Source organism: Magnetospirillum aberrantis SpK (genome assembly GCF_011022235.1).
Lineage (GTDB): Bacteria > Pseudomonadota > Alphaproteobacteria > Rhodospirillales > Magnetospirillaceae > Magnetospirillum > Magnetospirillum aberrantis.
The window spans coordinates 1-13426 of record NZ_JAAIYP010000032.1; the positions used below are offsets into that span (position 1 = coordinate 1).

Here is a 13426-nt window from a genome sequence, read left to right on the forward strand (position 1 = left end):
ACGCCCCCCGCATGGGGGAGCGACTCTTTCAAGAGCCGTGCCGAAACGCCCTTTCCGGTTTCAATCCACGCCCCCCGCATGGGGAGCGACACGACAAGCGGCTGGGCAACTTCGACACCCCCGAGGTTTCAATCCACGCCCCCGCATGGGGAGCGACGCCGCGACGCCATCGAGTTCGTGGATCGCGTGGAGTTTCAATCCACGCCCCCGCATGGGGAGCGACACCTACAGACACCGCCACACGACGCGAGGCCGCAAAGTTTCAATCCACGCCCCCGCATGGGGAGCGACTCCTTAGCTCTAACATTTTGAGGTGCTTTGGTAAAACAGTCCGCTTCCGCGAAGGGCGGGGGCGTTCGGTCGGACAGTGGGGTGGTTGGGTGGGGCCACGGGGAATTGTTGAGCCGAACCAAAAGGATGGCTATTCCGCGAACGTTACGCCCTTTAAGTGGGGGCTCGTGGTTCGCGGTTGTCTCAGAAGATCAGAGGGCCATCCAGGTCCAATGGCTGCTTGGCGCCGTGGTGTTCGACACGACGTCGGCCATCAGCGCCCAGGTTGTAGAACCGCAGAGAGTCACTCTTGCCGTCGATGATGGAAAGCAGGCGGGCGCGCAGTTCCACCCAGCGGGCGGGCGGAAGTTCGCATTCGAAGACCGAGAACTGCACTCGCTGACCATAATCCTGGCAGGTCTTGGCGATACGGCGCAGACGCTTGCGGCCCGCATTGTCGGTGGTTTGGACGTCGTAGCTGATGACCACCAGCATAGCTCAGGGCCACAGCAGCGCGGGATAGCCGTCCAGGTCACCGCGAACATGGCGCGCCATCAGCAAGGCTTGCAGATGGGGAAGAAGGCCGATTTCAGCGTCTTCGCCAAGGAACGGGTGGCGAATGGTTTCGCGCTTGCGGGTCTGCCAGGCCTCGATCACGGTGTGCCGGGTTGCGTCTTCCATGACCACTGCGCCGCTGTCCAGGGTCTTGAAGCCGTCCAGCGCCACCTGTCGACGGTTGACCAGCGACAGCACCAGCCGGTCGGCCAGCACATGGCGTAGTTCCTCCATCAGGTCAAAGGCCAGACTGGCGCGGCCGGGCCGGTCACGATGCAGGAACCCCACATAGGGGTCCAGGCCGACGCCTTCCAGGGCCGAACGGACATCGTGGGCCAGCAAGGTGTAGACGAATGACAGCAGGCAGTTGACCGGATCCAACGGCGGTCGCCGATTGCGGCCACGAAAGGTGAAATCGGCATTGCCGATCAGGAAAGGGAACGCCGCCCAATAGGTGGCACCGGCATCGCCTTCGACGCCGCGCAGTCCGTCCAGGTCACGCTCCCGGTCCAGTCGGGTCAAAGCGGCGGTCATCGTGTCGGCGGCCTGGGTCAGGGGCGTGGCGCGGGCGGGATCGCGGTTGTCACGGGCGCCCCGACGCAGCACGGAACGGGCGTTGCCCAATTTGCCCTTGAGCACGAAACGCGCCATCGCCGCCGAACGCTCGGGATCGTCGGCCCAGCGGAATTGCTGGCGGCGCAGCAGCACGTTTCCCTTGGTCTCGCCATGCACCGAGGCGAGGAACCGCCCGTTCTCGCTCATCCAGCTCAGCGCCACGCCGTGCTCGGCGCAGGCGGCCATCAGATAGGGGCTGACGTTGACGCGCCCCAGGCAGACGATGCCCTCCAACCCCATCAGCGGCAGGCGCCGGGGTGACTGCCCCTCGATTCGCACCGACACGCATTGGCCATCCTTGCCAAGATAGGAATCCGAGGTCAGCACATAGAGGACGTTGAGCAGCTCTTTCACGGCTCCTCCAACTTGCGGACGAAATAATCGGCGACCGATGGTTTGGCCAGGGCGTCGGGCAAGCACAGATCGGCCAGCGAGCAGCGTTCGCAAGACGGATTGGGAACCGGTGGCGGTGTCTGGCACTGGACCAACATGGCGCGGATGGCGGTGGCGGCCTGTTCGACCCGTGCGCGCAGGGCCGGGTCGAACAGCACCCTCTGACGCCGCCGGGTTTCGGCATAGAACAGGGCACCCTCGGGCACCGGCACGCCCAGCGCTTCCTCCAGACACAGTGCCTGGGCACACAGTTGCACCTTGTCGCGGTCGTCCCGTTTCTCACGGCCGCGCTTGTGCTCGATGGGAAAGGGAACCTCGCCATTGCCATCGGGAGCAGGGCGGAACTCCACCACGTCGGCCCGCCCCGACAACCCCAGACGTCTGGATCGCAGGGGCAGGCCGGTAATGCGGCGGACACCGTGGCGGCTTTCGCCGCCCTGCCGGTCCACCGCCTGATGCAGTACGTTGCCCTCTGCGGTCCGTTCGTTGTCGCGCCATATCTGTTCCAGATGGATCAGGGCGCATTGACGCGGACAAACAAGCCAATGCTGGAGGGCCGACAATGGGATCAAGTCGTCCTCCTCCTCCATGGCGGGCCTCCGGCTACAGGATTTCGGTGGGTTCGACCCCCGCCGGAATAGCCGCGCGATCAATGGCGACGGCGTAATCCTTGAACGAATTGGCTGGGCCTTCGGTGACGCGCTTGACGTCGATCGCGTCGAACAGCACCGGCGCGGGGGCGTCGCCCAACTTGCTGGCATGTTTGAAGACGATCAGCTTACGCGCCGACATGATGCCGCGCGCCGCCGAGCGGTCGTGGTCGAACATGTTGACCAGGGCCTTCCACAGCAAGGCCAGGTCGTCGTCGGAAAAGCCGGTGCGCTCGGCCAGATGGGCCGAGATGAAGCCGTCACAACGATACAGGCCATAGCGCAGAATGTGTTTGCGACCGATGGTCCGTTCCTTCTCGGCGTCCTTTTCGTTGGTCACCGCCATGCGGGTGATGGCGATTTCCTGGGGATGCACTTCCTCGATGGATTTGGCGAAGGTCAATTGCACCGGACCACGCACCTGACCGCAATTGACCTCGGTGGTCATGACCGCGCCGAAAGCGCGGATATCGAAGAAGTTGGCGCACATCCAGGCGGTCAGCTCGCGGGCCTTGGCCTCGTCCTTGGGCAGCTTGCTGTCGGGCTTGAGCCCCAGCGCCTTGTACGCCTGTTCGTTCTCGCGGTTCAGCACGCCTTTCTCGCGCACATAGATGTTCAAGCCGTCTTCCACCCCCAGGTCGGCGCGCACCAGATCGACGTAATTGCGCACCTTGCGCTTCAGGCAGACATCGGTGACCAATCCATGGTTGGTCTGGTAATCCAGGCGCGGCATGTTGCCCGCGTCGGGGTCGCCGTTGGGGTTGCCCATGGCCACGTCGAACAGATAGGTGAACTCGTAGCGGTTCTGGATCGGCTGGGCCATGGTGTCACTGCTCCGGGTTGGTCGGTTGGTCGGGGGTCTTCTTGGACCGCCACAAATCGTTGCGCTGGTGGTAGTAGCCGATGGCGAAACGCCCCTGCTCCTCCAGCGTCAGCATGGCCGGCAGGGTAATGGGCAAGGCGTCGGCGATGTCGCCGATCATCTTGTCCAGCCACCCGGCATCGGCCTTGGACAGGTGGTGTTGGGCCAACCGGATCAGGTTGGGGAAGACCGCCCCCGGCGACGCCGAGGCGGCGCCGAAATAACGGTCCTTGATGGTGGCGTTCAGGCCCGTGCCCAGGGCCAGTTGCTGCGCCCGTTCCAGGGCGGCGAACAACCGTCCCAGGCGATAGGCGGTATCGGTTTCATCGGTGTTCAGGCTCACGGGTGGTCTCCACGCGTCGGAACGGAACAGGCAGGCCTTGACCAGGGCAATACGCAGGTAGGAAACGGAATCGTAGGGGCCGTGCTCGGACCGCATGCGCTCCAGCGCCATGGACAGCAACGGCCGGGGATAGGCGGTGCCGGTCAGCACCGCGCGGGCCAGGGTGCCGGGCAGAGGGCCGGGAATGTTCTCGTCCTTACCCAAGGGAGCGACGGCACGCAGCAGGGCGCGCATGCCGGGGAACGTCGGTTCGCTGTCCAGCGTTTTGTCGGGAAAGCGTTTTTCCACATGCAGGGCGCTCTGGTGGGCGGCGACCCTGCCGACCAGTTCGCCCAGATTGGATTGCAGCCAATAGCGTAGCGACACCCGACTGCCACCGGGAGCGGCGACACCCAAGACGAAGTAACGCGATTCCAAGGGTAGGTTCCCCAGGCTGTCGCGCGGCGTGACACCACGGCGGATCGAGGTCAGGATCTTCTCGACGCGGTCGCGCAGGTTTTCGTCCAGACCGCCGTCGCTGTCGTCCAGCCCCAACAAGGCGGCGACCACGTCTTCCTCGTCGTCTTGGGGCTTTTCCGCCCAAAAAGCCAACACGGTATCGCCCAGATTCAGACGGTGGCGACTGCCCGGCTTGACCAGGGTGTTGAGGGCGGCGGCGTAGCGAAAGGCGGCGCCCTCGCCCACCGGAGCGTTCTGCCCCTGGTCATGGCCGTAAGAGGTGAAGGCATCGGCGTTGAAGCTGATGACCGGGGCGCCGTTGCCCTGGGTGCCGGGCAGCTTGATACCCATGTGCAGACGGGCGACCGGGGCCTGTTCGCCGGTGACCAGGCATTGCCCTTGGGCAGCGGCGGGACGGCGGGCGAATTCCGCGTCCCACAGGGCGACCAGGGCCGGGCGCTGGTGTGCCCAATCCGGCGTCCCCTCCAACCCGAAGACCAAATTTGTGCCCGAGACCTCTTTTTCCCAATCCAATCCGTGTTTCGCGCACAGATCGGCGGCACTTTCGGGGCTCCACCGGGTGAAATGGGCCAGGATGGCCGTCGCCAGCGGCTCGTCGCAGCCGGTCAACAGGCGCTTATGCAAGACGCGGGCATGGGCCATGTATTCCAGCGCCTTGTCCCCTGTCTTGGCGTTGGCGCCCAACAGAAAGGCGGTGCCGTCGCACAGGAAGTAAGGCTGAGTCTTGGCGGCCGAGGTCCGCACCTCGCCATGGTCCGGTACCAGCATTTCCTTGGGAAACGGCTTCTTGCCGGTCCTGTCGCGCAGGTCGGCCAGCCGCGCCACGCTGCCGTCGCCGTTCAGCACCAGGGCGAAATGCACGCTGCGGCGATTCCAACCAAGGCGGGGCGTGCCGTCGGGGTCGGCCTCGGCCAGACGGTGATAAAGCTGTTCCAGCGCCGCCAGGATCACCGGCTTTCTCCGCCCAGGGGGAAACGGGTGTCGATCACGCCGTCGCGCATGACCGCACGGAAAAAGCGCGGGGTACGGCCGTGGGCGTGGTCGACATCGTGCAGCATGAAGCCCAGGTCTTTCTCACCCATCAGTTCGGCGGCGGGAGACGGGGCCTCGCCCTCTTCCAACAGGCGGAAATGGGCGGGAAACTCGCGACAACCGAAGCTGGGTTGGTGAAAGCACTGACCCTTGCGGGCGCGGCGGGTGAACATCTCAAGGTGTTTGGCGGGATTGTCCTCGGCCCCGGCCCGTGCGGTCATCTCGAACCGCGCCTCGATCACATAGGCCACGTCGCGCAGGATCATGCTGACCCGTTGCGCCCGCCAGTCCTCGACCACCAACTCGGTCCGGGCACCACCGGCCATGGCGCGGGCGGCAAGATCGGCCGAGGCCTTGACGCTGACCTCGTTGCGGCGGATGGACTCGAAACGGACGGGGTTAAGGACGGTGACGCGCTCGATCTGCCAACGGATGGCCGGCTTCCAATGAATGGCCTCCAGGATGCCGCGCGCCGCCGAGGGGGTGATGACGTCATAGGAAACCCGCTCGGCCTTCATCTCGGGGCGGGTGAAACAAGCCCGTTCCCCCCAGACGTGCAGCCGGATTCCGTGTGCCATGTAGCCCCCCCCCTTTCCATGACGAAATTAATCGTAACGGGGGAAATTGAACATTTCAATGCGTGTTCTTGCATGTCTCTTAACGTCTACAGGTGGAGCGTAAGGTCCGCGATGAAAGCGCCGCGGCTTTGCCGGCGGGCCTTGGCCAGATCATCCAGACGCCGCAGCACGCGCTTCGGCAGGGTGATGTTGACACGTTCGATGGTGTCGTCGAACAAGGCAGGGTCCAACTCGACAACGCCGACACTCCAGCCCTCGTATCCGGGAAGACGGCGGACATCCTCCAGCTTGGACGGAGCCGGGATGGCGGTGCCGTTATCCAGCGCGCAATCCACCCAGGCCGCCACGGCCTCCTTGGCGCTCTCCATGGCCTCATCCAGCGTGTCGCCAGCCGAGAAGCAACCGGGCAGATCAGGAACCACGATTCCGAAGGCCGTGTCTTCCGAGCCTTCTTCAATCAGGATGGGATAGCGCATCATCCCCTCACCCCCATCTCCCCGTCATACGCCGCCGCGTCCAACACCCACACCCGCTCGGCCACCAGTCGCAGCGCATTCCCCAACGCCTTGGCCTGGGCGGGACGGATTTGCACGGTGTGGGGGTGCAGGTCGCGCAGCAAGGCGGGATGGGGGCCTTCGGCCTCCAGGCGGCGGATCAGGTCCTGGGCCTGGGCGGTGCGGGGAATGGTGACGTCCACCTGTCCGCCCTCGATCAACTGGAACGCCTGGGCCGCGCTGCGGAAGGCGAAAGCCATTTGCTTGGTGGCCTCCAGAAGACGGCAAATGCCGTGAACGTCGCGGTTCTCGTCGCGAAACAGGTTCTTGAAATACCACGCCACGGCCTCCGGCGCCGCCGGGTCGGCGGCGAACGCCCCGGCCAGCACCTGACGGGCCAGATTGGCGTGGTTGGTCCACAGGGAGGGAACAGGATGGCCGGGTGCGGAAAACACCGTCACCACCGCGTCATTCCGCCCGCCCGAGCGGTTGCAGCGTCCCCCGGCCTGGATGATGGAATCCAGCCCGGCCAACGAGCGGAACACCACCGGAAAATCCACGTCGACGCCGCATTCCACCACCTGGGTCGCGACGACCCGGCAGGGCTGCCCCTTGTCCAGCGCACTCCGAATGTCGGCCAGAACCTGGGTGCGATGGGCCGGGGTCATGGCCGCCGACAGATGGAAGGCGCCGGGATTGCCCCGGATCAGGGCGAACAGTTCGCGGGCGTGGCGGCGGGTGTTGACCACGGTCAGAACCTGCGGCCGCGCCAGCATGCGTTCGGCCACCGCCCGGTCATCCAAGGGCCCGGCCCATTCATAGCGGACACGGCGCATGGCGGTGTGCAGGGCATGGGGGTCCGAGACAATCTCGGTCACACCCGTCAGGGCGCAGCCCGGCAACCAGTCGGGATCTGTCAAAGCCGGTTGCGTCGCGGTGCTCAATACGATGGTGCAGCCGTAATCGCGGGCCAAGGCTTGCAGAACGTGCAGACAAGGATTCAGAAAGGCGGTGGGCAGCAATTGCGCCTCGTCCAGCACGATCACCGCGTCAGCCAGATTGTGCAGCTTGCGACACCGTGACGGACGGTTCGAAAACAGACTTTCGAAGAATTGCACCGAAGTGGTGACCACCACCGGCGCATCCCAGTTTTCTTCGGCCAGCCGTAATTTCTCCCGCGCTTCCGGCTCGGGGCCATCGCGGTCGGCGGGATGGCGGAAGGCGCTGTGATGCTCCAGCACGTTCTCCGCCCCCAGGGCATCGCGGTAGATGGCGGCGTTCTGCTCGATGATGCTGGTATAGGGAATGACGACGATCACCCGACGCTTGCCCCAGCGTTTGGCATGGGCCAGGGCGAAGGCCATGGAGGCCAAGGTCTTGCCGCCGCCGGTGGGTACCGAAAGGGTGAACAAGCCGGGAGGCGTCTCGGCCTTGCGTCGACACTCGTCTAGAATCCGCCGCCGAAGCTGGTTGACCTCGGTCGGCGGCGCATCCGCCATCTTGGTGCCCAGATAGGCGGACAACCTGGAGAGCAGCACGTCCGCGTCGAACGGGGTTCCCCGCAAATGTGGCACTTCGGGCCGGTAGAATGCCTCTGTGGCCAGGAAATCGGCATCCGTCAGGCAAGAGAAAACCATACGGATAAAAAGCGCGGCTCCCTGATCGTTCATCCGAACCGGCGGCGAGCCGAGGGGCGGCAGTGGTGGCTGCGCAGCTTCATCGAAGGGCGCGGGCCGCGTGATCCTTTCCGCCAGTTCCCCGGCGTCGGGCATGCCGCCATGGTGTCCTGCCACTGCATAGGCAAGCAACTTGCCGAGAGGAGACATCCGCACAGCGGCCTGAATTCCGGCGGATACGTGGTCGACCGAAGCGGGGTCGCCCTGCAATCGTCTCTGGAACGCATCGCAAGCCTTTCCCAGGTCGTGCAGCAACCCCGCGGCCTGCCCCCAGGCACCGGCCCTGAAAGCGGCGGCGAAGGTGCCGGCCATGGAGCCGACTTCAAGCAGATGGCGCTCAAGAGCTTCATCCCCATCGCCTGATGAATGCGCGAACCACACCACGCCCCGCCTCCGCAGCCAGACAAAGACTAAAAATGCGCTGGGATGATTTTAGCTTTCTTTCATCAGAACGTACAAAACCCTCACAGAGGTGACCTCGTCTCCGAGGCATGCCCCGGAGACGGTGTCGGCGCGGTTTGGCGATACGTCTCGCCCCAACAAATTTTGATGGGGTGGACGGCCCCTGCTGACCGGCATCGAAGTGCCCTACCGTGGTCGTCGGAAAGATCGCCGCAACCGAGGGAACCGTCCGATGGAAGTTTGCATTGTTGGTCTTGACCTTGCCAAGAGCGTGTTTCAGGTCCACGGCACCGATGCCGAAGGGCGCGTTCTGATCCGCCGACAGCTGCGTCGCGGCGAGGTCGGCAAGTTTTTCAGCGCGTTGCCGCAAGACCCTGCACGACCGCATGCTCAAACCATGACATCGGGGAACTCCGTCTTCGTTGGACGAAACCCTTACTGAATTTATTTCAGCGGTCCCCGCTACCGGCTTTCTTCAAATGCGCCCCCCTAATAGGTCGCCGGATCGCAGGCCTGACGGTGCAGTTTCAGGGTCTTGCACAGCTTGCGTGCCGCGTCCTTGTCCGCCAGCGGACCGGCGACCACACGATACCGTCCCTTGACCTTCTTGATCCGTGCGTCGAAGCCGCCCAGTTCCTCGGGGAATTTGGCCTTGATGCCGGTCCACAATTTCCGCGCCCCGGCTTCGCTTTTCGACGAGCCCAGCGAAACACCCCAGCCGGACGCCATTTCTCCGGCGGGCGCCATGGGACCGGCCGAGCCCGGAGCGCCGGGCCGCAACCCGGTGACGGTACCCGACACGGGTTGCCCCGCCAGTTGCATGTCGAGGGATTTTCCGATGGCGTCGCGTTCCTTGCGGGCCTCCCCCTCGGAAACCAAGCCGGCAGCCAGCAGACGCTCCACCCGACCGACCGCCTGGGCGGCCTCGATCATGTCCTTGGGCGGCAACGGCGCATTGTCGAGGCGCCGGAGCTTTTCCGGCAACAGGGCGTCAAGGATCATGGTGCGCTCGGCCACATGCTCGGGCGCGCTCATTTCCCGACGCTCAAGGGCGTCGGCCAAATCGCGCAAGCGACGGACCAACGTCTCGTCCCCCGGAATAGGCCGGTCCAATCCCACCGATGGTGGCGATTGGGTGAAAGGCAGCAAGGCCCCAACATTGGCGGCACGGCGACGGTTATATTCGTCCGGCGTGACCAAGCCCTCGTCCAGCAGACGCTTAAGAATGCGGAACCGGCCGGCCACGTTGGTTTCCGCGTCGGAAACCTTGCCGGGGGAAGCATAGGATGTCCCCACCGGTTGCAGGTCGCTGGCGCTGACCATCGGGCGTGGCGGCGACCCGACCGGCACGACCGACGGCAGCGGGGGCGCCCCCACTCCCGGCGCCCCGGTCGCCGTTCCCGATTCGCGAATGGAGCGCGCGGCCGAACGGCCGGTGATCTTGTCGACCAGCGCCATATTGGAACGCGCCACGTCGACGATGGAGCGCGGCATCACCGCGCCGCTGTCGACGGTGCTCATGATGGTGCCGGGAATCTGATTGGTGACGATCACTTCATAATATTGCCGCGCCAAATCGTATTGGCCCATGCCCTGATAGGCCAAGCCGGCATTCAACAACGCCACCGGATCGCGCGGATTGTAGCGCAGGGCGGCGATGGCGTAGCGTTCGGCCGCAGGAAAGTCGCCACGGGTCAAAGCCGCCGACGAAGCGTCCGCCGCTCCGGCATTGACCATGCCGTTGACCGTGTCCTGGGTGCCACGCGGGTCGAGGATCGGAGCACAGCCGGCCAGCGTCGCCAGGGCGACCAGTGTCGCGGCCGTGCGTCCAAGACGAGTAAACGACCTCATCGAGCTCCCCCACACCATAAACGCCAGCCCGGCTCCCCCTGGTCCTTCCTGATACACCGAGAGGCCGGGCAAGGCTACACCCTGGCAGAATGAAACAGGGCGGGTTCATACTTTGTTAAAAGCATGCGACATAACCGCCCGCACCGTTCAACCGGCGACGCCAAGATGATATAGCTGGTCACGCCGAAAACGCGAGGCCCCATGAACGGCGACGAAATCGAACTCAAGCTGGCCATCGCCCCCGAAAGCCGGACCCGGCTGGGACGGTTGCCCCTGGTGCGCGACCACCGTGTCGGCACCACCGTCAGCCGGATTCAGAAATCCGTCTATTTCGACACCCCCGACCTGACCCTGGCGCGGGCCGGTGTGACCGTCCGTTTGCGCCAAGGCGGCGGCCCGGTTCAGACGGTCAAGACCGCCGGCGAGCGCGTGTCGGGATTGTTCAACCGGCGTGAATGGGAGTGGCGCTTGAACGGCCCGAGCCTGGACACTGCCGTCCTGGCGTCAACCGGCCTCGGGGTGTTCGCCTCCCCCTCCGTACTCACCACCCTGGAGCCGTGTTTCGTCACCGACATCCGACGCAGCCTGACCATTCTGGCCGGTCCCGGCTGGCGGATCGAGATGGCGCTGGACCGGGGAGAGATCCGGGCCGGGGAACGCACGGCCCCGGTCTCGGAAGTGGAACTGGAATTGCGCGAGGGCGCGTCCATCCATCTTTTCGCCCTGGCCCGCCACATCGCCCAGGCGATTCCCGTGCGGCTGCTACCGCATTCGAAATCCGATCGCGGCCACGCCTTGGCGGCAAACCGGCCGGCCGCGGCGGTCAAGGCGACAGCCCCGGCCCTTGATCCGGGCATGACGCTGTCCGACGCTTTCCGCGCCATCGCCCACAATTGCCTGCATCACCTTCTTGCCAACCAGGACGCCTTGCGGGAGCGGGGCGACGGCGAGGCCGTGCATCAGATGCGGGTGGCGTTGCGGCGCCTGCGCTCTGCCTTTCGGATATTCAGACCGATGCTGGCCGGACAGGAACTGGACGCTTTGCGTCCGCGCCTGGGCTGGCTGCTGTCCCAGCTTGGCCCCGCCCGCGACGCCGAAGTATTCCTGGCCGAAATCATCGCCCCGGTGGTGGAGCGCCATCCCGGCCATGCCGCGTTGACCACGCTTCGCGAACGTTGGCGGGTGGAATGCCTGGATCATCTGGCGATGGCGCAGACGGCTGTCGCCGACCCGCGCTTTTCCCTGTTGCTGCTGGACCTGGGGGCCTGGGTCGAGGCCGGAGAATGGCAGGCCTCTCCCCTGGCCGGGCAACCGTTGGCGCCCTTCGCCGCCAAGGTCCTGAACCGGCTTGCCCGCCGTCTCAGAAGAGCTGGCGGCAAACGCCCCGACCGGTTGCCGCCGGCCGACCTGCATCGCGTGCGCATCGCCGGCAAGCACCTGCGTTATGCGGGAGAGTTCTTCGCCGCCCTTTACGGCAAGCGGGCCCGCGACACCTTGACCGTCCTGGCCCGTCTTCAGGATACCCTGGGCGAGATCAACGACATCGCCGTGGCCGGGCCCCGCCTGGCGGCCTGCCACCATCTGGGCGACGCCGCCTGGGCCGCCGGGTTGGTCACCGGCTGGCACGAGGCACGACGGCCGGAACTTCTGGCCACCGCCCGCACCCTGTGGGGTGAGTTGCACCGCCGCCGCCGGTTCTGGCGCGATTAGCTTTCGTCCTCGACCTTCTTGCCGTCAAGACCACGCTTCAGCAATTCCGCCGCCTGACGTGCGGCTTCCTTCTCCGCCTTGGTGCGGCCAAAGGCGACACGGTTGGCGTCCGCCTGCTTGGTCTTTTCCTCTTTCGCCTTCGCCTTGCGCCAGCGGTTGAGGTTGACGATTTCGGCCATGCCCGGGTCCCCTTGGAAAAGCGTGCCCAAATCATAGCCCGAACCAGGAAAATGCGCCCTGGGAAAAAATCACTGCTTGCGCAGCCGAAAAGAGCCTGTTATATCCCCGGCCCTCACACCGGAGCGGGTGTAGCTCAGTTGGTCAGAGCGCCGGCCTGTCACGCCGGAGGTCGCGGGTTCGAGCCCCGTCACTCGCGCCACTCCTTGTGTGAGACTTGATACCGGATCACCGATCCGGTCTGGTTGCGGGTGTAGCTCAGTTGGTCAGAGCGCCGGCCTGTCACGCCGGAGGTCGCGGGTTCGAGCCCCGTCACTCGCGCCACTTCTTTTGAAGCCATCGGGCAACTCGCCCTGGCGCCCCCTCCCCGATCGCATTACTTTCTCTCCGGCCTTACCACTCGTCTGTCCTTCGGACCGGGAGAAGCATATGAAAGTCACCGTCGTTGGAGCCGGCATGGTCGGCGCATCGGCCGCGTTCGCCATGGTAATGCGCGGCGCCGCCTCGGAAGTGGTGCTGGTCGACCGCAACCGCGCCCTGGCCGAGGCCCAGGCCCAGGACATCCTGCACGCGACGCCTTTCGCCTTTCCCACCCGCGTCACCGCCGGCGACTGGGCGGACGTGGCTGGATCGGGCGTGGTGGTCCTGTCCGCCGGCGTCGGGCAAAAACCCGGCGAAACCCGGCTGGAACTTTTAGGCCGCAACCGGGCGGTGTTCGCCGACATCGTGCCTCGGGTGCTTGAGGTGGCGCCCGACGCCGTGTTGTTGGTCGCCAGCAATCCGGTCGACGTAATGACCGCCATCACCACCGAACTGGCGGGGTTGCCACCCGCTCGTGTGATCGGTTCGGGGACCGTTTTGGACACCGCGCGTTTCCGCGCGCTGTTGGGGGAATTCCTGGGCATCAGCCCGAAATCGGTTCATGCCTGGGTTCTTGGCGAACACGGCGATTCCGAGGTTCTATGCTGGTCCAGCGCCTCGGTCGGCGCCATCAGCGTCGAGGCGCTGGCGCTCCAGCATGGCCGGCCGCTGACGGCTGACGACCGCGAGGCCATCGACAAGGGGGTCCGTGGCGCCGCCTATAAGATCATTGCCGGCAAGGGCGCCACCTGGTTCGGCATCGGTGGCGGTATCGCCCGCATCGTCCAGGCCATCGCCGGCGACGAACGGGCCGTCCTGACGGTTTCCACCTTGATTCCCGAGGTGGAGGGCGTGACGAACGTCGCCCTGTCCCTGCCCCGCGTCATTGGCGCCAAGGGCGCCGGCGACGCATTGTGGCCGGAACTGGACGCCACCGAACGTACGGCCCTGCGCCACAGCGCCGAAGTGTTGAAGGCGGCAGCGGCAGGGTTGTGACGC

Annotated in this window: 12 protein-coding genes, 2 tRNA genes and 2 pseudogenes; 5 read left to right on the plus strand and 11 right to left on the minus strand. The window is 65.3% G+C overall.

What is annotated here, in order from left to right:
- Positions 1-474: 474 nt before the first annotated feature.
- From cas2 to G4223_RS20430, 9 genes and pseudogenes are all read right to left on the minus strand, one after another.
- Entirely contained in the window at positions 475-765 is a 291-nt protein-coding gene (gene cas2 / locus G4223_RS05370; RefSeq protein ID WP_163676100.1) for a CRISPR-associated endonuclease Cas2, read from the minus strand.
- A gap of 3 nt (positions 766-768) precedes the next feature.
- Positions 769-1794, minus strand: coding sequence for a type I-C CRISPR-associated endonuclease Cas1c (cas1c, locus tag G4223_RS05375; RefSeq protein ID WP_163676103.1), 1026 nt, complete (start codon positions 1792-1794; stop codon positions 769-771).
- Positions 1791-2423, minus strand: coding sequence for a CRISPR-associated protein Cas4 (gene cas4, locus G4223_RS05380; protein ID WP_163676107.1), 633 nt, complete (start codon positions 2421-2423; stop codon positions 1791-1793). The genes cas1c and cas4 overlap by 4 nt, the downstream gene beginning before the upstream one ends.
- Positions 2424-2436: 13 nt before the next feature.
- Positions 2437-3306, minus strand: a complete 870-nt coding sequence (gene cas7c, locus G4223_RS05385; RefSeq protein WP_163676110.1) for a type I-C CRISPR-associated protein Cas7/Csd2 — start codon at positions 3304-3306, stop codon at positions 2437-2439.
- Positions 3307-3310: 4 nt separating this feature from the next.
- A complete protein-coding gene (gene cas8c, locus G4223_RS05390) occupies positions 3311-5098 on the minus strand; it encodes a type I-C CRISPR-associated protein Cas8c/Csd1 (RefSeq protein WP_163676113.1) in 1788 nt (595 codons plus the stop codon).
- Complete coding sequence (gene cas5c, locus G4223_RS05395) at positions 5095-5757, minus strand: type I-C CRISPR-associated protein Cas5c (protein WP_163676117.1); 663 nt, start codon at positions 5755-5757, stop codon at positions 5095-5097. Before cas5c ends, cas8c begins: the two co-directional genes overlap by 4 nt.
- 86 nt (positions 5758-5843) lie before the next feature.
- On the minus strand, positions 5844-6236 hold the full coding sequence (locus tag G4223_RS05400; RefSeq protein ID WP_338086820.1) for a type II toxin-antitoxin system HicB family antitoxin: 393 nt from the start codon (positions 6234-6236) through the stop codon (positions 5844-5846).
- Positions 6233-7789: a CRISPR-associated helicase Cas3' gene (gene cas3 / locus G4223_RS05405; protein ID WP_338086821.1), complete on the minus strand. Its 1557-nt coding sequence runs from the start codon at positions 7787-7789 to the stop codon at positions 6233-6235. Before cas3 ends, G4223_RS05400 begins: the two co-directional genes overlap by 4 nt.
- Before the next feature lie 117 nt (positions 7790-7906).
- A pseudogene (locus tag G4223_RS20430) lies at positions 7907-8239 on the minus strand (CRISPR-associated endonuclease Cas3''); the annotation flags it as partial.
- A 322-nt stretch (positions 8240-8561) separates the two neighbouring features.
- Between G4223_RS20430 and G4223_RS19900 the strand changes: the two are divergent.
- A pseudogene (locus G4223_RS19900) lies at positions 8562-8696 on the plus strand (IS110 family transposase); the annotation flags it as partial.
- A gap of 122 nt (positions 8697-8818) precedes the next feature.
- Here the strand turns inward: G4223_RS19900 and G4223_RS05415 are convergent.
- Complete coding sequence (locus G4223_RS05415; protein WP_163676125.1) at positions 8819-10180, minus strand: SPOR domain-containing protein; 1362 nt, start codon at positions 10178-10180, stop codon at positions 8819-8821.
- A gap of 201 nt (positions 10181-10381) precedes the next feature.
- Here G4223_RS05415 and G4223_RS05420 point away from each other — a divergent pair, with 201 nt between their 5' ends.
- Positions 10382-11890: a CYTH and CHAD domain-containing protein gene (locus G4223_RS05420; protein ID WP_163676128.1), complete on the plus strand. Its 1509-nt coding sequence runs from the start codon at positions 10382-10384 to the stop codon at positions 11888-11890.
- Here the strand turns inward: G4223_RS05420 and G4223_RS05425 are convergent.
- On the minus strand, positions 11887-12069 hold the full coding sequence (locus G4223_RS05425; protein ID WP_163676131.1) for a DUF4169 family protein: 183 nt from the start codon (positions 12067-12069) through the stop codon (positions 11887-11889). The genes G4223_RS05420 and G4223_RS05425 overlap by 4 nt on opposite strands.
- Before the next feature lie 123 nt (positions 12070-12192).
- Here G4223_RS05425 and G4223_RS05430 point away from each other — a divergent pair.
- The 3 genes from G4223_RS05430 to G4223_RS05440 all read left to right on the plus strand — a co-directional run bounded on the left by G4223_RS05430 (position 12193) and on the right by G4223_RS05440 (position 13423).
- Positions 12193-12269: transfer RNA gene (locus G4223_RS05430), tRNA-Asp, on the plus strand.
- Between the two features lie 45 nt (positions 12270-12314).
- Positions 12315-12391: transfer RNA gene (locus G4223_RS05435), tRNA-Asp, on the plus strand.
- 105 nt (positions 12392-12496) lie between these two features.
- Positions 12497-13423, plus strand: coding sequence for an L-lactate dehydrogenase (locus tag G4223_RS05440; protein WP_163676134.1), 927 nt, complete (start codon positions 12497-12499; stop codon positions 13421-13423).
- Positions 13424-13426: the final 3 nt, after the last annotated feature.

Coding starts and splice junctions, on each gene's coding strand:
- cas2 (WP_163676100.1), bottom strand. CDS start 765: ATGCTGGTGGTCATCAGCTACGACGTCCAAACCACCGACAATGCGGGC.
- cas4 (WP_163676107.1), bottom strand. CDS start 2,423: ATGGAGGAGGAGGACGACTTGATCCCATTGTCGGCCCTCCAGCATTGG.
- cas7c (WP_163676110.1), bottom strand. CDS start 3,306: ATGGCCCAGCCGATCCAGAACCGCTACGAGTTCACCTATCTGTTCGAC.
- cas5c (WP_163676117.1), bottom strand. CDS start 5,757: ATGGCACACGGAATCCGGCTGCACGTCTGGGGGGAACGGGCTTGTTTC.
- G4223_RS05400 (WP_338086820.1), bottom strand. CDS start 6,236: ATGATGCGCTATCCCATCCTGATTGAAGAAGGCTCGGAAGACACGGCC.
- G4223_RS05415 (WP_163676125.1), bottom strand. CDS start 10,180: ATGAGGTCGTTTACTCGTCTTGGACGCACGGCCGCGACACTGGTCGCC.
- G4223_RS05420 (WP_163676128.1), top strand. CDS start 10,382: ATGAACGGCGACGAAATCGAACTCAAGCTGGCCATCGCCCCCGAAAGC.
- G4223_RS05425 (WP_163676131.1), bottom strand. CDS start 12,069: ATGGCCGAAATCGTCAACCTCAACCGCTGGCGCAAGGCGAAGGCGAAA.
- G4223_RS05440 (WP_163676134.1), top strand. CDS start 12,497: ATGAAAGTCACCGTCGTTGGAGCCGGCATGGTCGGCGCATCGGCCGCG.